General features: G+C 63.8%; 17 protein-coding genes. 13 read left to right on the forward strand and 4 right to left on the reverse strand.

Annotated elements, in window-relative coordinates; translation table 11 throughout:
• The first annotated feature begins 109 nt into the window (after positions 1–109).
• The 6 genes from tkt (at position 110) to VGO12_RS06770 (ending at position 7,354) form a co-directional block, all read left to right on the forward strand.
• Positions 110–2,092: a transketolase gene (gene tkt / locus VGO12_RS06745; RefSeq protein WP_327511958.1), complete on the forward strand. Its 1,983-nt coding sequence runs from the start codon at positions 110–112 to the stop codon at positions 2,090–2,092.
• A gap of 72 nt (positions 2,093–2,164) precedes the next feature.
• Positions 2,165–3,175, forward strand: a complete 1,011-nt coding sequence (gene gap, locus VGO12_RS06750; protein ID WP_043625572.1) for a type I glyceraldehyde-3-phosphate dehydrogenase — start codon at positions 2,165–2,167, stop codon at positions 3,173–3,175.
• Positions 3,176–3,180: 5 nt separating this feature from the next.
• Entirely contained in the window at positions 3,181–3,771 is a 591-nt protein-coding gene (locus VGO12_RS06755; RefSeq protein ID WP_327511959.1) for a putative glycolipid-binding domain-containing protein, read from the forward strand.
• Positions 3,771–4,967 (forward strand): phosphoglycerate kinase, encoded by a 1,197-nt coding sequence (locus VGO12_RS06760; protein ID WP_327511960.1) that lies wholly within the window; start codon positions 3,771–3,773, stop codon positions 4,965–4,967. Before VGO12_RS06755 ends, VGO12_RS06760 begins: the two co-directional genes overlap by 1 nt.
• A 249-nt stretch (positions 4,968–5,216) precedes the next feature.
• Positions 5,217–6,242: a class I fructose-bisphosphate aldolase gene (locus VGO12_RS06765; protein ID WP_327511961.1), complete on the forward strand. Its 1,026-nt coding sequence runs from the start codon at positions 5,217–5,219 to the stop codon at positions 6,240–6,242.
• 182 nt (positions 6,243–6,424) lie between these two features.
• Entirely contained in the window at positions 6,425–7,354 is a 930-nt protein-coding gene (locus VGO12_RS06770; protein WP_327511962.1) for a PhzF family phenazine biosynthesis protein, read from the forward strand.
• 30 nt (positions 7,355–7,384) lie between these two features.
• Here VGO12_RS06770 and VGO12_RS06775 read toward each other — a convergent pair whose 3' ends face one another.
• Positions 7,385–7,939, reverse strand: a complete 555-nt coding sequence (locus tag VGO12_RS06775) for a TetR/AcrR family transcriptional regulator (protein WP_327511963.1) — start codon at positions 7,937–7,939, stop codon at positions 7,385–7,387.
• 105 nt (positions 7,940–8,044) lie between these two features.
• On the opposite strand from VGO12_RS06775, the gene VGO12_RS06780 reads away from it, so the two are divergent.
• A complete protein-coding gene (locus VGO12_RS06780) occupies positions 8,045–9,559 on the forward strand; it encodes an MFS transporter (RefSeq protein WP_327511964.1) in 1,515 nt (504 codons plus the stop codon).
• A 36-nt stretch (positions 9,560–9,595) separates the two neighbouring features.
• Here VGO12_RS06780 and VGO12_RS06785 read toward each other — a convergent pair whose 3' ends face one another.
• Both VGO12_RS06785 and VGO12_RS06790 read right to left on the reverse strand, forming a co-directional pair.
• On the reverse strand, positions 9,596–11,533 hold the full coding sequence (locus VGO12_RS06785) for a TPR end-of-group domain-containing protein (RefSeq protein ID WP_327511965.1): 1,938 nt from the start codon (positions 11,531–11,533) through the stop codon (positions 9,596–9,598).
• Between the two features lie 113 nt (positions 11,534–11,646).
• On the reverse strand, positions 11,647–11,916 hold the full coding sequence (locus VGO12_RS06790; RefSeq protein WP_327511985.1) for a hypothetical protein: 270 nt from the start codon (positions 11,914–11,916) through the stop codon (positions 11,647–11,649).
• Positions 11,917–12,097: 181 nt separating this feature from the next.
• Here VGO12_RS06790 and VGO12_RS06795 point away from each other — a divergent pair, with 181 nt between their 5' ends.
• From VGO12_RS06795 to VGO12_RS06810, 4 genes are all read left to right on the forward strand, one after another.
• Positions 12,098–13,399: an MFS transporter gene (locus VGO12_RS06795; protein ID WP_327511982.1), complete on the forward strand. Its 1,302-nt coding sequence runs from the start codon at positions 12,098–12,100 to the stop codon at positions 13,397–13,399.
• A complete protein-coding gene (locus VGO12_RS06800) occupies positions 13,386–13,574 on the forward strand; it encodes a DUF1192 domain-containing protein (protein ID WP_327511966.1) in 189 nt (62 codons plus the stop codon). Before VGO12_RS06795 ends, VGO12_RS06800 begins: the two co-directional genes overlap by 14 nt.
• A gap of 357 nt (positions 13,575–13,931) precedes the next feature.
• Complete coding sequence (locus VGO12_RS06805; protein WP_034806141.1) at positions 13,932–14,450, forward strand: DUF1465 family protein; 519 nt, start codon at positions 13,932–13,934, stop codon at positions 14,448–14,450.
• A 40-nt stretch (positions 14,451–14,490) separates the two neighbouring features.
• Complete coding sequence (locus VGO12_RS06810) at positions 14,491–14,616, forward strand: hypothetical protein (protein WP_327511967.1); 126 nt, start codon at positions 14,491–14,493, stop codon at positions 14,614–14,616.
• Here VGO12_RS06810 and rpmE read toward each other — a convergent pair.
• Positions 14,613–14,834, reverse strand: a complete 222-nt coding sequence (gene rpmE / locus VGO12_RS06815; protein WP_053249635.1) for a 50S ribosomal protein L31 — start codon at positions 14,832–14,834, stop codon at positions 14,613–14,615. The two genes, VGO12_RS06810 and rpmE, sit on opposite strands and share 4 nt — an antisense overlap.
• Before the next feature lie 198 nt (positions 14,835–15,032).
• On the opposite strand from rpmE, the gene VGO12_RS06820 reads away from it, so the two are divergent.
• Positions 15,033–16,835: an ABC transporter ATP-binding protein/permease gene (locus VGO12_RS06820; RefSeq protein ID WP_327511968.1), complete on the forward strand. Its 1,803-nt coding sequence runs from the start codon at positions 15,033–15,035 to the stop codon at positions 16,833–16,835.
• Between the two features lie 136 nt (positions 16,836–16,971).
• On the forward strand, positions 16,972–17,964 hold the full coding sequence (locus tag VGO12_RS06825; protein ID WP_327511969.1) for a tripartite tricarboxylate transporter substrate binding protein: 993 nt from the start codon (positions 16,972–16,974) through the stop codon (positions 17,962–17,964).
• Positions 17,965–18,215 lie beyond the last annotated feature (251 nt).

The following is an 18,215-nucleotide window of genomic DNA, read 5'->3' on the forward strand; positions in this document are numbered from 1 at the left end:
CCCGTATTTATTGACTCGCACGGCGCACCTGCTATGTGTCAGCCGCTTCTTGCGCGGTCTTTGGAGGATAGAGACCGTTCCCTGACCACCGAACGCAAACGGAACAGTCATGATCTCTCGCGAAAAACACGACCGGATGGCAAATGCGATCCGATTCCTCTCCATGGATGCCGTCGAGAAGGCAAATTCCGGCCACCCGGGCCTGCCCATGGGTGCAGCCGACATAGCGACAGTCCTCTTTACGCGCTATCTGAGCTTTGACCCGAAGAACCCCTCCTGGCCCAACCGCGACCGCTTCGTGCTGTCGGCCGGCCATGGTTCGATGCTGCTGTATTCGCTGCTCTATCTAACGGGCTACGAAGACATCACCATCGACGAGATCAAGAACTTCCGCCAGCTGGGTGCGCGCACCGCCGGCCACCCGGAATACGGCCACGCCGCCGGCATCGAGACGACCACCGGTCCGCTCGGCCAGGGCATTGCCAACGCCGTCGGCATGGCGATCGCCGAGCGCAAGCTGCGCGACGAATTCGGCTCCGACCTGATGCAGCACTACACCTACGTGCTCGCCGGTGACGGCTGCCTCATGGAAGGCATCAGCCAGGAAGCGATTGCGCTCGCCGGCCACCTGAAGCTCAACAAGCTGATCGTGTTCTGGGACGACAACAACATCTCGATCGACGGCCCGATCTCGATCGCCGACTCGACCGACCAGCATGCCCGCTTCCGCGCCAGCAAGTGGAACACCATTGCCGTCGACGGTCATGACCCGGACGCGATTGCCGCTGCGATCGATGAGGCCCAGAAGTCCGACAAGCCGACGATGATCGCCTGCAAGACGACGATCGGCTTCGGCGCACCGAACAAGGCCGGCACCCACAAGGTCCACGGTTCGCCGCTCGGCGCCGAGGAAATCGCCGCCACCCGCAAAGCGCTTGGCTGGGAAGCCGAAGCCTTCGTCGTTCCGTCCGACGTGCTCGACGCCTGGCGTCTGGCCGGCCTGCGCTCGACCAAGGTCCGCAAGGAATGGGAAGAGCGCCTCGACAAGAGCGAAGCCGAGAAGAAGGCCCAGTTCGTTCGCCGCTTCTCCGGCGAGCTCGAAGGTCGCCTGTCGTCGGCCATCGACGACTACAAGAAGAAGCTCGCTGAGACCAAGCCGTCGCCGGCTACCCGCAAGGCTTCCGAAGACGCGCTTGAAGTCATCAACGGCGTTCTCGCCGAAACCATCGGCGGCTCGGCTGACCTGACCGGCTCGAACAACACCAAGACGAGCCAGACCAAGTCGATCACCCCTGACGACTTCTCCGGCCGTTACATCCACTGGGGCGTGCGCGAGCACGGCATGGCGGCTGCCATGAACGGCATGGCGCTGCATGGCGGCGTCATTCCTTACTCCGGCGGCTTCCTGATCTTCTCGGACTACTGCCGTCCGTCGATCCGCCTTGCCGCCCTGATGGGCATCCGCGTCATCCACGTGCTGACGCATGATTCCATCGGCCTTGGCGAAGACGGCCCGACCCACCAGCCGGTCGAGCACATGGCAGCCCTTCGCGCCATCCCGAACCTCTTGATGTTCCGCCCGGCCGACGCCACGGAAACGGCAGAATGCTGGCAGCTGGCGCTCGAGAGCCACAACCGTCCGTCCGGCATCGCGCTCACGCGCCAGAACCTGATGGCCGTTCGCACCGAGTATGAAGAAGAGAACCTGTGCGCCCGCGGCGCCTATGACCTGATCTCGGCCGCCGACGCCAAGGTCACGATCTTCGCCACCGGCTCGGAAGTCGAAATCGCCGTGAAGGCCTGCCAGACACTGACCGCCAAGGGCATCTCGACCCGCGTCGTCTCCGTTCCCTGCTTCGAGCTCTTTGCCGAACAGAGCGAAGACTACCAGCAGGCGATCATCGGCAACTCGCCGGTCAAGATCGCCGTCGAAGCCGGCATCCGCCAGGGCTGGGACCACTTCATCGGCAGCGATGGCACCTTCATCGGCATGTCGAGCTTCGGCGCGTCCGGGCCCTACAAGGAGCTCTACAAGCACTTCGGCATCACGCCCGAGGCGGTGGTCGCCGCTGCGGAAACGAAGCTCGCCTGATCAATCTGCGGGGCGCGCCGGAAGGTGCGCCCCGCTTTTTTCGAACCACGTCATTCAGACAGGGAGAGACCCATGACAGTGAAAGTCGCCATCAACGGTTTTGGTCGCATCGGCCGCAACGTGCTTCGCGCCATCGTCGAATCCGGCCGCACCGACATCGAAGTCGTCGCGATCAACGACCTCGGCCCCGTTGAGACCAACGCTCACCTGCTGCGCTATGACTCGATCCACGGTCGTTTCCCGGCCGAGGTCAAGGTCGAAGGCGACACCATCACCATCAACGGCGGCAAGCCGATCAAGGTGACGGCGATCAAGGACCCGGCAACGCTGCCGCACAAGGAACTCGGCATCGACATCGCGATGGAGTGCACCGGCATCTTCACCGCGCGCGACAAAGCTGCAGCGCATCTCACCGCCGGCGCCAAGCGCGTCATCGTTTCGGCTCCGGCCGACGGCGCCGACCTGACGGTCGTCTACGGCGTCAACCACGACCAGCTGACCAAGGACCACCTGGTCATCTCCAACGCTTCGTGCACCACGAACTGCCTGGTTCCGGTCGTCAAGGTCCTGAACGATGTCATCGGCATCAGCCACGGCTTCATGACCACGATCCACTCCTACACCAACGACCAGCCGTCGCTCGACCAGATGCACAAGGATCTGTACCGCGCCCGCGCTGCCGCCCTGTCGATGATCCCGACCTCGACCGGTGCCGCCAAGGCCGTCGGCCTGGTTCTGCCGGAACTGAAGGGCAAGCTCGACGGCACGTCGATCCGCGTTCCGACCCCGAACGTCTCGGTCGTCGACTTCAAGTTCGTCGCCAAGCGCAACACCTCGGTCGAGGAAATCACCAACGCCATCAAGGCCGCCTCCAACGGCGCGCTGAAGGGCGTTCTCGGCTACACTGAAGAGCCGCTGGTTTCGCGCGACTTCAACCATGACAGCCACTCCTCGATCTTCGCGATCGACCAGACCAAGGTCGTCGAAGGCAACTTCGTGCGCATCCTCACCTGGTACGACAACGAGTGGGGCTTCTCGAACCGCATGGCTGACACGGCGGTCGCCTTCGCCAAGCTCATCTAAGTCAGATGTTTCGCGCCCTTTCCCCAACGACGGTCCGCTGGCGTCCGCTGGAAGGGGAAGGGCTCGAACACCTGACGCTGACGAAAATCGACACCACCGACGGCGCGGTCATCCGCGCCGTCGGCGTTCTCATCGGCAGCCGCGGTGGCGCACCCTATGGCGTGCGCTACCGGATCGATTGCGATGACGGCTGGTTCGTTCGCAAGCTGATGGTCGACACGACCGATGGCCGCAGCCTGCACCTGCGCTCGGATGTTCCCGGACAATGGCTGACGGCGCGAGGCGCGCCCCTTCCCGAGTTCGACGGCTGCATCGACATCGATCTCGCCGGCACGCCTTTCACCAACACGCTGCCAATCCGCCGCCTCGGCCTTGTCAGCCAGGCCGGCACGACCAGGCTGAAGATGCTTTACGTGCCGTTCGATACGTTCGAACCCACGGTGGACGGCCAGCACTACACCTGCCTCGAAGATTTCAGGCTTTATCGCTACGAGGCCGAGGACCGCAGTTTTACTGCGGACCTGCCCGTGGACGAGGACGGCCTCGTCATCGACTATCCCACCCTTTTCCAAAGACTATCACCGGAGACCATCTGATGACTTTCAAGACCCTCGACGATCTGACCGACATTGCCGGCAAGCGCGTTCTGGTGCGCGTCGATCTCAACGTACCGGTCAAGGACGGCGTGGTCACCGACGCCACCCGCATCGAGCGCGTCGCGCCGACCATCCGCGAACTGTCCGAGAAGGGCGCCAAGGTCATCCTGCTGGCCCATTTCGGCCGCCCGAAGGGTGAGCCGGTTGCCGAGATGTCGCTGAAGACGATCGCGACGGCCGTCGAAGACGTGCTCGACCAGCGCGTCCACTTCGGCGCCGACTGCATCGGCGACAAGGCGACGAACGCGATTGCCGACATGAGCAACGGCGACGTTCTGCTGCTCGAAAACACCCGCTTTCACAAGGGCGAGGAAAAGAACGAGGCAGAATTCGTCAAGGCGCTGGCCGCCAACGGCGACATCTACGTCAACGACGCGTTTTCGGCCGCCCACCGTGCCCATGCCTCGACCGAGGGTCTTGCCCGTCACCTGCCCGCCTATGCCGGCCGCACCATGCAGGCTGAGCTTGAGGCACTGGAAAAGGGCCTCGGCCAGCCGAAGCGCCCGGTCGTCGCCATCGTCGGTGGCGCCAAGGTCTCGACCAAGATCGACCTTCTGCAGAACCTCGTGAGCAAGGTCGATGCGCTCGTCATCGGCGGCGGCATGGCCAACACCTTCATCGCCGCCAAGGGCGTCAATGTCGGCAAGTCGCTGTGCGAGCATGATCTCGCAGACACGGCAAAAGCGATCATCGCCGCCGCCGACAAGGCCGGCTGCGCCATCGTGCTGCCGGAAGACGGCGTAATCGCCCGCGAGTTCAAGGCCGGTGCCGACAACGAAGTCGTCGACATCAACGCCATCCCGGCCGATGCCATGGTTCTCGACGTCGGTCCGAAGTCGATCGCTGCCGTCAACGACTGGATCTCCAAGGCCGAGACGCTGGTCTGGAACGGTCCGCTCGGCGCCTTTGAAATCGCCCCCTTCGACAAGGCGACGGTTGCCGTCGCCAAGCATGCCGCTGCCCGCACCCGCCAGGGGTCGCTGGTCTCGGTCGCCGGCGGTGGCGACACCGTCGCAGCCTTGAACCATGCCGAAGTCGCCGACGATTTCAGCTATGTCTCGACCGCCGGCGGCGCCTTCCTTGAATGGATGGAAGGCAAGCCGCTCCCGGGCGTCGATATCCTGAAGCAGAAGTAAGCCAGATGGCGGGCGCGCGGCCACAACCGTCGCGCGCCCGCCAATCAAGAAAAAATCGTTGCCGTTCAATCGATTAAAAAAATTTAAATCGTTTCAGTCGCTTTTCCCGCCATTTTCCTGGACAATTTCGCCTGTTACTCGCGCCCTATCTGGAGCGTGGCGGCTGCCTCGTGCGCGCCGTCGGTCCGAAGCTGTTTGTTTCAGTACTCGGCTGATCCTTGCGATCAGCGTTGTCTAGGGAGAAGAAGCATGACGGAAAGACTGGAAGACATCGCTGCCGCCATGGTCGCCAACGGCCGGGGGCTGCTCGCCGCAGACGAGTCAACGGCAACGATCAAGAAGCGTTTCGATACGATCGGCCTTGAATCCACCGAGACCTCCAGGCGCGACTATCGCGAGATGCTGCTCAGGGCCGACAAGGCGATGCGCAAGTACATCTCCGGCGTCATCCTCTACGAGGAAACCCTGTTCCAGCATGCGGTTGACGGCACACCGCTCGTCGACATCATCCGAGCCGCCGGCTCGATCCCCGGCATCAAGGTCGATGCCGGCGCCAAGCCGATGACCAATTTCCCGGCGGAGACGATCACCGAAGGGCTCGACGGCCTCGCCCAGCGGCTGGCGAAATACCACGAGGCCGGCGCGCGCTTTGCCAAATGGCGCGGCGTGATCGCTGTCTCCGACACGCTTCCGAGCCCGGGCGCCGTCCGCGCCAACGCCCATGCGCTCGCCCGCTACGCAGCCCTTTGCCAGGACGCCGGCATCGTGCCGATCGTCGAGCCGGAGGTGCAGATGGACGGCGCACCGGGGGATCATTCGATCGACCGCTCCGAAGAGGTAACGGAGTGGACGCTGCGCACCACCTTCGAGGCGCTGGCCGAAATGCGCGTTCGGCTCGAAGGCATGATCCTGAAGCCGAGCATGGTGATCGACGGCAAGAAGGCCCGCAAGGCCTCCGTCGCGGACGTTGCCGAACGCACGATCAAGGTGCTGAAGCGCACGGTGCCTTCGGCCGTGCCCGGCATCGCCTTCCTCTCCGGCGGCCAGTCGACCGAGGAGGCAACCGCGCATCTTTCGGCGATGAACGCCCATCACGATCTACCTTGGAAGCTCACCTTCTCCTATGGCCGCGCGCTGCAGCAGGAGGCGCTCGACGCCTGGCACGGCAAGGCCGACAACATCGGCATCGGCCAGCGCGCCTTTGCTCATCGGGCCGAGATGTGCAGCCTCGCCGCCAAGGGAAACTGGAAGAAAGAGCTCGAAAAGGCAGCCTGAGCCTCGCCCGATCGGAGCAACACGGAAAGGGCCGCCCGACGGCCCTTTCACCGAATTACGGCCTCTGGCGCATTCGGTGGGCGGCACGCAGAACTTGTCACCGGAACAAGTTGGCGTCTTTGCCCGTCTCCGGCACTGACCTAAGCCTTGGCGTTGCAGCAACACCAGCGAAAGCCGATGCCATGACCGCAGCCTCGCCGTCCCTTGCCTATGTCACCGTCGACGTCTTCACGTCGGAGCGTTTTGCCGGCAACCAGCTCGCCGTCATTCCCGACGCGCGGGGCTTGAGCGACCGGCAGATGCAGGCGATCGCGACCGAGTTCGGCTATTCCGAAGTAACCTTCGTGCTGCCGCCCCGCGACCCGGCCAACACCGCCGAGGTCAGGATCTTCACGCCGACGACCGAGATTCCTTTTGCCGGCCATCCCAACGTCGGCACAGCCTTCGTGCTCGGCCGTCGGACGGAAATCTTCGGCCGCGTCCCGGGAGATGTTCTGCGTTTTGAGGAAAAGGCCGGCCTCGTCGAGGCGACGGTGTTGCGTGATCGCGACGACGTCACCGGTGCACGCATCGTGGTGCCTCGCGCCCTCGTCGTCGGCCCTGAAATCGACGCTGCGACGATCGCGGCCTGCGCGTCGCTTGCACCCGAGGCCATCAGCGGGCGCCTCCACGTCCCGACCCGCCTCTCCGTCGGCCTGCCCTTTGCGGTTGCCGAGATCACCGATGTCGCGACGCTCTCGACTGCAAGGCCCAATATCACTGCCTTCGAGGCTGCCAATCAGCGTTACAAGCCCGAGGAAGACAGTTTCAGCCTGTTCCTCTACAGCCGCACGGCCGAAAAACCCTGGCAGATCCGCGCCCGCATGTTCGCGCCGCTCGACAACGTCAACGAGGATCCGGCGACCGGCAGCGCCTCGGCAGCCCTTGCCGCCTATCTCGTTTCATTGCTTCCCGATCAGACCATCGATGTCGAGATCGCCATCGAGCAGGGCGTGGAGATGGGACGGCGCAGCCTCATCGGCGCTTGCGTTCGCAAGCAGGAGGGTGTCGTGCGTCGCGTCAGCCTATCCGGCGACTGCGTCAGCGCCATGCGTGGGGTCATCGAGCTCTAGCACCCACCCGCGAGGGCGGTCGCGCATGCGCTACGCCTGCTCGCCGCTCTTCGGCAAGAGCTTCAGGATATCGGCAAACATGTCCTGCCATTCGGCGTCCTTCATCTCGAGGAAGCCGAAGCCGCGCAACAGGAAGACCCCTTCGGTCGCGAGAAACATCAACCGCGCCCGGCGCCCCTCCTCGGTCGATAGGTCCAGCCGGTCGAGGCGGGCGCGGTACCAGGCGCGGTTCTTCGCCATGTGGTCTTCGCGCTGCATCAGCGCCGCCATCATGCCGGAGGTCCTGGCCTTGTCGGCCATATCCATCCGGGCCGTCACCGCAACATGCGCGCGCATCGCCTTCACAGGGTCGGCATCGTCGCCGCCTTCCGCCGCAACCGCGCTGTCGAAATCGCTGAACCAGCGCTCAATCATCGCGTCGATCAGGCCGTCCTTGTTGCCGAAACAATACTGAACGCCGCCCTTGGTGATGCCCGCCGCCTTGGCGACGGCATCGATGGTCAAGCCGGCGGCGCCGACCGCAAGCACGATCGCCTCCGCCTGATCCAGAACCTTCTCACGATCGATCGTTCGTCGTCGCCCCATCTTGACTTCCTATTTTTAAATCCATACGTATGTATTTAAATAATGCTCCCGAAATATGCAAGGCCGAGCCTCCATTTCCCTGTGGGCGGCCACCTGAGGTGTACCATGCTACCGCAAAATCGCTGGCTCGTTCTGGCCATCGTATCGAGCGCCCTTTTCCTGATCGTCGTCGACATGACGGTGCTTTATACCGCCCTGCCCCGGCTGACCCATGATCTCGGCGCGAGCGCGTCCGAGAAGCTCTGGATCGTCAATGCCTATGCCCTCGTCGTCGCCGGCCTGTTGCCCGGCCTCGGCACGCTGGGCGACCGGCTCGGGCACAAGAAGCCGTTCATCGTCGGCCTTGCCGTCTTCGGCGTTGCCTCGCTGATCGCCGCCTATGCGCCCAATCCGGAAGTCCTGATCGGTGGCCGCGTGCTGCTCGCCGTCGGCGCCGCCCTGATGATGCCGGCGACACTGTCGATCATCCGCTTGACCTTCACCGACGAACGCGAGCGGGCGCTGGCGATCGGCGTCTGGGCCGCGATCGCGTCTGGCGGTGCGGCCATCGGCCCGGTGCTCGGCGGCTTCCTGCTTGAATATTTCTGGTGGGGCTCGGTGTTCCTGATCAACGTGCCGATTGTCGCCGTCGCGCTCCTGCTCGGCCTTGTCGTGCTGCCCAACACCTCGGGCAACCCCAAGCATCCGTGGGACGCGATCGGCTCGCTGCAGATCATGGTCGGCCTGATCGGCCTTGCCTATGCCGTCAAGGAGACGAGCAAACGCGAGCCCTCGCTTGAGGCGGGGCTTGCCGCAGCCGTCATCGGCGCCGTCGCCCTGTTCCTGTTTGTCCGCCGCCAGCGCAGCAGCACCCATCCGCTGATCGATTTCGGGCTCTTCCGCAATCCGGCCTTTTCCTCCGGCGTCGCCGCCGCGCTGGTCGCATCCGCGTCCATCGTTGGCATCGAGCTTGTCTTGAGCCAGCAACTGCAGCTGGTTGAAGACTTCTCGCCGCTTGAGGCCGGTCTCTTCATCCTACCGATCCCGCTTGCGGCCTTCGTCGCCGGTCCGCTGACGGGGGTGATCCTGCCACGCCTCGGGGCCGAAGTGGTGCTGCGCTCCGGCCTTATCCTCTCAGGCCTCGGGCTTGGCGGATATCTGCTGGTCCATGAGGCGGATGCACTTGCCCAGATCGCCAGCCTCGTCGTGCTCGGGCTCGGCATCGGCGCGTCGATGACGGCTGCCTCCAGCGCCATCATGTTCAATGCGCCACCGGAGCGGGCGGGCATGGCCGCGTCGATCGAAGAAGTCTCGTTCGAGCTCGGCGGCGCAATCGGCATTGCCGTACTCGGCAGCGTGATGTCGATCGTCTACACGGCATTCCTCGTCCTGCCCGAGGGCGCTACGATCGCGCCGATGGCGCGCGACAGCCTCGACGAAGCCTTGCTTGTCGCCGAAAAGCTGCCGCCGGAGGTGGCCGTCGAGCTCGTGTCGCGCGCACGGGTCGCCTTCGAGCAGGCCTTCACCGCGGTGGTGATGGCGGCGGCAACCATGCTGTCTGTCACCGGTATCGCCATCTGGTGGCTGACGGGCGGACGCAACGGCGCACCGGTCGATCGCCGCCAGGCGAGCCATCACTGAGCCCTATGCCGCCGGATGGAAAACCTGTCCGGCGGTTTAGCGCAAACCCGCTTCGCACCTGGCGATCGCCTCAAGCATCGCCTGGAAGCGCACATGGTGGCGAACGGCATCCAGGTCGGAATCCTGCTTGAACCAGAGCAGCTGATAACAGGAGCTCTGGGGAAGCAGGGTTTCGAGCAGGTCGAGCGCCGCGTCGATGTCGCCGAGGATGGAATAGACGCAGGCGGTGTTGTAGCGGGCGACGACATCATCGGGATCGATCGCCATCGCCCGCGCGGCCCATTCGCGCGCCCTGTCGGCCTCGCCCATATGGGCAAGCGCGAGCGCACCGCGATGCGCCGGGCCGGAGTTTTCCGGATTGAGCTCCAGGGCTCTTTCCGCCCGTGCAATCCCGAGCCGTGCCCATTGCGCCCGTTCGGTGTCCCGCCCAAGCGACCGGTAGGCGCTCATCAGGTGGATCGGCGACAGGTAATCGTCCGGCCGGATATCGGCGGCGCGCCTGAAAAACTGGATCGCCGTATCAAAGGCGCCCTGCATGAACAGGAAGCGCCCATAGTGGAAATTTGCCTCGTAGAGCCCGGCGTCGAGCGTCAGCGCCTGCTCGAATTCGGCGACGGCCTCGTCGCACTGTCCGTCCTGGTGCAGCACCAGACCGCGTGACGCATGCGCCTCCGCCAGGTTGGGATCGATCGCCAGCGCCTTGTCGGCCATCGACAGGATGCCTTGCAGCGGAAACTCGTCCTCGTGCCAGTCGCGAAGCGCCGATTCGCAATCGGCGATGCCGGCATAGGCCCGCGCGAAGCCCGGATCGAGTTCCACCGCCTTCAGAAACATGCGCCGCGCCAAAAGCAGATAGGAGCGGGTCCAGGCGTGGGAGAACTGCCGTCCGCGCAGATAGTAGGTGTAGGCCTCGACGCTGGTCGTCGGATCGCTCTCGATCGCCCGCTTTTCCGCCGGCAGCAGCTTGATCCTGAGTTGATCGACGATCGCGTGGGTGATCTCGTCCTGGATGGCGAAGATGTCGGTCAGGTCGCGATCATAGCGGTCGGCCCACAGATGCGTGCCCGTGAGCGCGTCGATGAGCTGCCCGGTGATGCGCACCCGGGTGCCGGCCTTGCGCACGCTGCCTTCCAGGATGTAGCGCACGCCCAGTTCCTGGGCCACCTGCTTCACCTTCACCGAGCGCCCCTTGTAGGTAAACACGGTGTTGCGGGCGACGACATGCAGCTTCGAGATCTTCGACAGATCCGTGATGATGTCCTCGGTAATGCCGTCGGAAAAATATTCCTGCTCCGGGTCATGGCTCATGTTGGTGAAGGGAAGCACGCCGACCGAGAGCCCATAGCCATCGTCGAGCACGACCGGGCAGTTTCCGTTCGGCGCGGACGCGACCTTCGTCGGTGCGCCGAGGGCGATCGAATAGACGTGGACGCCTGCAGCGATGTTCTTCAGCGTGTGTTCGCCCTTGTCGACGAAACCGATGTCCAGGCGCGAACCGACATGATCGCGCACGGATGCGGAAACAGCGATGCCGGACGGCTCCGCCAGGCCCTCGATGCGCGCGGCCACATTGACGCCGTCGCCGAAGATATCGCCGTCCTCGACAATCACGTCGCCGAGATGCACGCCAATCCTGAGCTCGATGCGTTTGAGCGGCGGCACACTCTCATTCCGGATCAGCATGCCACGCTGGATATCAACGGCGCAGGCGACCGCATTGACGACGCTTGCGAACTCGACGAGCAGGCCGTCGCCGGTGAGCTTGACGATGCGTCCCTTGTGGCGGTTGATTTTCGGATCGACGAGTTCGCTCTTGTGGCGCTTCATAGCGGCCAGCGTGCCGGTCTCGTCAGCCCCGATCAGGCGGCTGTAGCCCACGACATCGGCAGCGAGAATGGCAGCAAGCCGGCGTTCCAAGAAACCCTCGATATCATCTCCCGAATGATGCGCGCACTTTAGCGCTTTCTTTCCCATCTGTCCTGCGCCCTTTTCTGGTTGAAACGACAGGTTTCTCAACCAACGTAGCGGCAGGCCGGTGGTGATGGAGTTCCAAAGGTAACGGGGAGTTGCGGCGCCGGATGACGCACCTACGGCCGGATCAACACCGTGACCATCATCATGACGATGGCGAAAACCGCGATCTTCCAGAAGTCGCGACGGTGGCGCAGCCCCGGCAGACCCAGCGGCCAGATGAGCTGTACGGCCATCGCCATGAGCAGGATAAGGGCAATCGCCTTCTGCATGTTGCCCTCGTGTTGAAGGAGCATCGTCAGCCGCAGCGCCTTCGCAACGCCGGCATCATCAGTCGCAACGAGCGCCGCCCCTCCCAAGGACTGGCGATACGCTGCATTGAGCAAAAAGGGCTAGTGTTTCCGGAGCCGATTTGCAATGACCGGCGGCCGCATGTTTCCTGCAAACCGCGTCGATTGCAGGATAAAAGCAAGGGCGGCAATGCTTGGCGCTGCACAGACAGGCCGGCTGGCAATTCGGTGGGGACCGTCCTACCTTGCCGACGGCAGAACGAAATTCGGATGGATGATGAGAAAGAACCTGCTCCCGGTCGCCGCTCTCCTGCTCGGCACGCTGTTTCTCTTTCTGGGCAATGGTCTCCAGGGACTGCTGCTGCCCGTGCGCGGCACGGCTGAAGGCTACCCGACCACCATCCTCGGCCTGATCGGCACGTCCTGGGCGGCCGGTTTCGTTCTTGGCTGCTTCTTTGCCCCCAACGTCGTCAAGCGCATCGGCCATGTGCGCGCCTTCAGCGTCTTTGTCGCGCTGATCGCCATCGTCGCGCTCTTGACCGGCATCCTGATCGATTCGACCTCCTGGCTGATCCTGAGAGCCCTGACAGGTTTTGCCACAGCCGGCACGTCGATGATCATCGAAAGCTGGCTGAACGAGCGCGCCACCAACGAAAGCCGCGGCGTGATCTTCTCGCTCTATATCGCCATCACCCTCTTCGGTGTGGTCGGCGGCCAGATGATGATCCCCTTCGGCGACACGTCGACCAGCTTCTTCTTCATGATCTGCGGCATCCTCTACTGCGTCGCCATGCTGCCGACCCTGTTGTCCAAGGCGGCCTCGCCGCAGCCGTTGAAGAAAGTCAGCCTCGACCTGCGCGGTCTTTATCGCAACTCGCCGGTGTCGTTCCTCGGCATCCTGCTGGTCGGCATCGCCAACGGCGCCTTCGGCACGCTCGGCGCCGTGTTCGGCCGCCAAGCCGGTCTCTCCGACAGCACCGTTGCGGCGATGATGAGCGTGGCGATCTTTGCCGGCGCGGTGATGCAGCTTCCCGCCGGCCGCCTTTCCGATCGCATCGACCGCCGCTATGTGCTTGCCGCTCTGGCCGGTGTCGGCGCGGTGGCCGGCCTGCTGATCTTCCTGGTCGAGCCGACCCAGGTCTGGATCGTGCTGACGCTGATCGCGATCTATGGAGCAGCCGCCAACGCGCTCTACCCGATCGCCGTTTCGCACGCCAACGACTTCGCCACCGCCGAGGATTTCGTCAAGGTTTCAGGCGGCCTGCTCCTGCTCTTTGGCATCGGAACCATCATCGGCCCGACGATCGGCGGCCCGGTCATGACGGCGGCAGGTCCCTACGGCCTGTTCATGATCACCGCCTGCGCCCATATCCTCATCACTGCCTACGCCATCATCCGCACCCGCATGCGCGCGCCGGTGCCGGTGTCCGACCGCGACGCCTTCTCGCCGGTCAATGCCGGTGCACCGACCACGCCGGAAAGCCTGCAGCTCTCGCCGCGCGCAGCACCGTTTGACGAAGTGAAGAACGAGCCGGACAGGGGTCCGGAATGGGAGGATCAGTCCGATGAGCCTGTTTGACGACGACCGGCCGCAAAAGAAGGTGGCCCACGAGATCGGCAGCGATCTGGCGCTGCTTTCGGTCGATGAACTGACACAGCGCATTGCCCTTCTGACCGAGGAAATCGCCCGGCTGGACGCGGAACGGACGCGCAAGTCTGCAAGCCGCTCGGCCGCCGAAAACCTGTTTCGCTGAAAGGCCGAAACGGCGCACTGTTGCGCTGCAAAACGGAGCGCACTTAACGCCACATTAAGCATTATCTGCGATTGTCTGTGTATCCGGAGCTTTCCGGTTTCAGACAGTTTTCTCCGACTGGCGAATGGGTCTGATTTTTCTCCCTGTTTTACCTTGAGAGCCGCTTTCCGCGGCTCTTTTTTTGTTTTGATATAGGTTTTTCCAAAGAACTGTGGAGATTAACCCTTTCTTAAGAATGCCCTTGCGCGAAATGCGCTATCGGATCATTCTTCAAGCATAGAGACGGGCAAGGATTTATTTCCCAAAACCGTCCCCTACCTGACTGTCGTGATGCGTTTGAACCAGGGAAAACAGGTCATGTCCGAGAGAGGATTGAATACGGTCAGTTTCGCAGGACACGCGGCGTCCTCGGCACAATTCAAGACACTCTATTCGGAAGGCATGGGACTGGTCGAAGAAACCGCCACCTATCTCGACGGACCCGGCCGCGCCGCATCCAAGGTTCTGCCCCGCATGGCGTCGGTGCTCTATGCGGCCGAATCCATGCGCCTCACCACCCGCCTGATGCAGATGGCTTCGTGGCTGCTGCTGCAGCGCGCCGTCAACAACGGCGAGATGAGCCGCGACCAGGTGATGTCGGAAAAGAGCAAGGTGCGCCTCGACAGCTTCAACGTCGACAAGGCCGCTCCCGGTTGGGCCGAACTGCCGGAATCCTTCCGCGACCTGATCGAGCGCTCGCTGCGCCTTCAGAACCGCGTCGCGCTGCTCGACCGCGAGATCTATCGCCCGAACGAGGCTGCTGCCATCGTCCCGGACAACCAGAACGGTGTGAAGGCGCAGATCAAGCTGCTGCAGACGGCCTTCGGAACGAACTGATCGGGCATCGCCCATCAACGAGAGAATACAGACCCGGCCCATGGCCGGGTTTTTTGTTTCCCGGCTCGCGTATCGTCGCCGCACCCGCTTCCAGCCGCCATCCGGCAACAAAAAAGCCCGGGCCAATGACCCGGGCTTTTTGAATGCCGAAGCGGCGTTCGATTAGAGGCCGAGGCCTTCGAAGCGCTTCTTGAACTTGGAGACGCGGCCGCCGCGGTCCATGAGCTGCTGGTTGCCGCCCGTCCAGGCCGGGTGCGACTTGGGGTCGATTTCCAGGTTCATGGTGGCGCCTTCCGAACCCCAGGTCGAGCGGGTTTCGTATTCGGTGCCGTCGGTCATGACCACCTTGATGAGGTGGTAGTCGGGATGGATGTCTGCCTTCATAACAATCTTCCTAGGGTTCCAGGGTCCAATTGTCGCAAGGCATTGCGACTTTAAGACCGAACACGTAAATGAAGCCGCGGACCGGCTGAAGGCCACGGCTTCCCAATTGGATGCCGTGCCTATACATCAAGGTCTGCGGGATAACAAGTGCCGCGCGGAAGACTCATCCCTTTCCTCCGTGTTGGCGAAAGGGGTCAAGTGTCGACAAGAGAAAACCAGGCGTCAGCGCGCAAGTCCATTCGTCCTCTCGCGACGCTGCTGCCCTATCTTGCCCGCTATCGCCATCTGGTGATCGGCGCGGGCATCTCACTGGTCCTTGCGGCCGTGACCACCCTGACCCTTCCGCTCGCCGTCAGGCGCATGGTCGACAACGGCTTCTCCAGTTCCGATAGCGGCTTCATCAATACCTACTTCTCGATGCTGATGATGCTCGCCATCGTGCTGGCGCTCGCCAGTGCCGCCCGCTACTACTTCGTCATCACGCTCGGCGAGCGCATCGTCGCCGACCTGCGCAGCAACGTGTTTCAGCGTGTGACCCGCCTCTCCGCCTCGTTCTTCGACGTCAACCAGTCCGGCGAGATCGTCTCGCGCCTGACGGCCGACACGACCCAGGTGAAGTCGGCCGTCGGCGCCACCGCGTCGGTCGCGCTGCGCAACCTGATCCTGTGTCTCGGCGCCATCGGCATGATGGTCTATACCAGCCCGAAGCTGTCGAGCCTGGTTCTGATCGCCATTCCCGTCATCGTCTTTCCGCTCGTCGGCTTCGGACGCTCCGTCCGCCGACGTTCACGTGAGGCGCAGGACACGCTCGCAACGGCATCCGCCTATGCGGGCGAAGCGATCGCCGCCTCGCGCACGGTGCAGGCCTTCAACGGCGAGGACCTCGCCAACCGCCATTTCGCAAGCGCCGTGGAAGATGCCTACGGCGCAGCGCGCGGTGCGATCCGGGCGCGCTCGCTGCTGACCGCCTTTGCCATCACCATGGTCTTCGGCAGCGTCGTCGCCGTGCTCTGGTTCGGCGCGCACGACGTGCTCTCGGGCAACCTTTCGGCCGGCACGCTCAGCCAGTTCCTGCTCTATTCGGTCTTTGCCGCAGGCAGCCTGGGCTCGCTTTCCGAAGTCTGGGGCGAGCTTTCGCAGGCAGCCGGTGCCGCCGAGCGGCTGAACGAACTGCTGGTCGAGATTCCCGAGATCCGCGCACCCGAAAATCCGGTCGCCATGCCGGTCCCGGCAACGGGCGCCATCGATTTCGACGACGTCTATTTCGCCTATCCGGCGCGCCCGGACTTCAAGAGCCTGAACGGCCTCACGCTGTCGATCAAGCCCGGCGAAACCGTTGCCATCGTCGGCCCGTCCGGCGCCGGCAAAAGCACGGTCTTTTCCATGCTGCTTCGCTTCTACGACCCCGCCAGGGGCGCGGTTGCGGTCGACGGAGTGGACATTCGCACGGTCGATCCAAAGGACCTGCGCGAGCGGATCGCGATCGTGCCGCAGGACGTGACGATCTTCGCCGCCTCCGTCCACGACAACATCGCCTTCGGCATGCCAAATGCAACCCGCGAGGCCGTGCGCGCCGCCGCGGTTGCCGCCCAGGCCGATGAATTCATCAATCGTCTCGACAAGGGCTACGACACTTTCGTCGGCGAACGCGGCGTCACGCTGTCGGGCGGCCAGCGTCAGCGGCTCGCGATCGCCCGCGCCATACTGAAGAACGCCCCCATCCTGCTTCTCGACGAGGCGACATCGGCGCTCGATGCCGAAAGCGAGACGCTGGTCCAGAAGGCGCTCGACGGCCTGCTCCATGAGCGCACGACGATCGTTATCGCCCACAGGCTCGCGACCGTTCTGAAGGCGGACCGCATACTCGTCATGGACCATGGCCGCATCGTCGAGGAAGGCACCCACGCCTCCCTCATTCGCCACGGCGGGCTCTACGCCAAGCTTGCGCGCCTGCAGTTCAACCACGGCGCCGAGGCCCTGTTCGTCAACGCGCAGGGCTGAACAGGCCGTTCGGCACGAAAAGCATCCTCCGATTTGCCGTAAAGCGGTTGCCGACGGAAGACCGGGCCCTATTGTTATGGGGCCGGTCGAGGAGGCCGGCATCGCTTTCTTGAGAATTGATCGGGAGGACTATCGCATGGCATTTTCGCATCTGACCCGGCGCGCGACGCTGGCGCTCGGCCTGGCGGCGCTTTCGGCGCTGCCCTTCGGCTCAACCGCGCTTGCCCAGGGCTTTCCCGATCGGCCGGTCACGCTCGTCGTTCCCTTTGCCGCCGGCGGTTCGACCGACGTGGTCGCCCGCATCGTCGCGCAGAAGATGTCGGAGGATCTCGGCGAACAGGTGATCGTGCAGAACGTCGCCGGCGCCGGCGGCAATCTCGGCGCCGCCAACGTGGCGCGCGCCGATCCGGATGGCTACACGATCCTGATGGGCACCGTCGCCACCCACGCCCTCAATCCGCTGATCCTGAAGACCAAGCCCTACGATCCGGAGAAGGACTTTTCGCCGATCTCGCTGCTCGTGGTCGTGCCCAACGTTCTGGTCGTCAATCCGGAGCTGCCGGCCAAGAATGTCGAGGAACTGCTGGCGCTGCTCAAAGCCAAGCCCGACGAGTACAGCTACGCGTCCTCCGGCAACGGAACGCCGCTGCATCTTTCGGGCGAACTCTTCAAGAAGATGGCCGGCGTCAGCATGCAGCACATCCCTTACAAGGGCGCAGGCCCGGCGCTCAACGACGTCATCGGCAACCAGGTGCCGATCATGTTCGACAACCTCCCCTCCTCTTCCGGTCACATCAAGGCCGGAACGCTCCGGGCGCTTGCGGTGACGACAGCGGAACGGGCGCCATCGTTCCCCGACGTTCCGACCGTCGCGGAATCGGGCATTCCCGGCTACGAGACCTACACCTGGAACGCGCTCTTTGCGCCTGCCAATACGCCCGAGCCGGTCGTCGCCCGGCTGAACGAGGCCGCCAACAAGGCTCTCAAGGACCCGGCCGTCGTCGAGCGCATGAAGGAATTCAGCGCCAAGATCGTCGGCTCGACTCCGGCCGAGCTGCAGGCGCACGTGTCGGCGGAACTCGCAAAGTGGACGCCGGTCGTGCGCGACGCCAACGTGCAGATGGATTGATCGAGAACCACCCCTCATTCGCCCCGTGAGGGGCCTTTCATCGGCCCGGTGAGAGCCTGCCCCTCATCCGCCCGGTGAGGGCTTGCCCCTCATCCGGCTGCCGCCACCTTCTCCCCGCCCGCGGGGAGAAGGGACTTGTGGCAACGCGCTGCCGCATTTGAGCATCACACCTGCGGCTAGCCGTGTGCCGCATCCCCTCTCCCCGCTTGCGGGCGGAGGGTTAGTCCTCGGGTTCAACCCGAGGAGAGAGG

Origin of the sequence: Ensifer sp. (assembly GCF_035999135.1) — a bacterium.
GTDB lineage: Bacteria > Pseudomonadota > Alphaproteobacteria > Rhizobiales > Rhizobiaceae > Ensifer.

What these genes read in the sequence shown, in the direction of transcription:
- tkt (WP_327511958.1), top strand. Translation starts at nt 110, where the DNA reads ATGATCTCTCGCGAAAAACACGACCGGATGGCAAATGCGATCCGATTC.
- gap (WP_043625572.1), top strand. Translation starts at nt 2,165, where the DNA reads ATGACAGTGAAAGTCGCCATCAACGGTTTTGGTCGCATCGGCCGCAAC.
- VGO12_RS06755 (WP_327511959.1), top strand. Translation starts at nt 3,181, where the DNA reads ATGTTTCGCGCCCTTTCCCCAACGACGGTCCGCTGGCGTCCGCTGGAA.
- VGO12_RS06760 (WP_327511960.1), top strand. Translation starts at nt 3,771, where the DNA reads ATGACTTTCAAGACCCTCGACGATCTGACCGACATTGCCGGCAAGCGC.
- VGO12_RS06765 (WP_327511961.1), top strand. Translation starts at nt 5,217, where the DNA reads ATGACGGAAAGACTGGAAGACATCGCTGCCGCCATGGTCGCCAACGGC.
- VGO12_RS06770 (WP_327511962.1), top strand. Translation starts at nt 6,425, where the DNA reads ATGACCGCAGCCTCGCCGTCCCTTGCCTATGTCACCGTCGACGTCTTC.
- VGO12_RS06775 (WP_327511963.1), bottom strand. Translation starts at nt 7,939, where the DNA reads ATGGGGCGACGACGAACGATCGATCGTGAGAAGGTTCTGGATCAGGCG.
- VGO12_RS06780 (WP_327511964.1), top strand. Translation starts at nt 8,045, where the DNA reads ATGCTACCGCAAAATCGCTGGCTCGTTCTGGCCATCGTATCGAGCGCC.
- VGO12_RS06785 (WP_327511965.1), bottom strand. Translation starts at nt 11,533, where the DNA reads ATGGGAAAGAAAGCGCTAAAGTGCGCGCATCATTCGGGAGATGATATC.
- VGO12_RS06795 (WP_327511982.1), top strand. Translation starts at nt 12,098, where the DNA reads ATGAGAAAGAACCTGCTCCCGGTCGCCGCTCTCCTGCTCGGCACGCTG.
- VGO12_RS06800 (WP_327511966.1), top strand. Translation starts at nt 13,386, where the DNA reads ATGAGCCTGTTTGACGACGACCGGCCGCAAAAGAAGGTGGCCCACGAG.
- VGO12_RS06805 (WP_034806141.1), top strand. Translation starts at nt 13,932, where the DNA reads ATGTCCGAGAGAGGATTGAATACGGTCAGTTTCGCAGGACACGCGGCG.
- VGO12_RS06810 (WP_327511967.1), top strand. Translation starts at nt 14,491, where the DNA reads ATGGCCGGGTTTTTTGTTTCCCGGCTCGCGTATCGTCGCCGCACCCGC.
- rpmE (WP_053249635.1), bottom strand. Translation starts at nt 14,834, where the DNA reads ATGAAGGCAGACATCCATCCCGACTACCACCTCATCAAGGTGGTCATG.
- VGO12_RS06825 (WP_327511969.1), top strand. Translation starts at nt 16,972, where the DNA reads ATGGCATTTTCGCATCTGACCCGGCGCGCGACGCTGGCGCTCGGCCTG.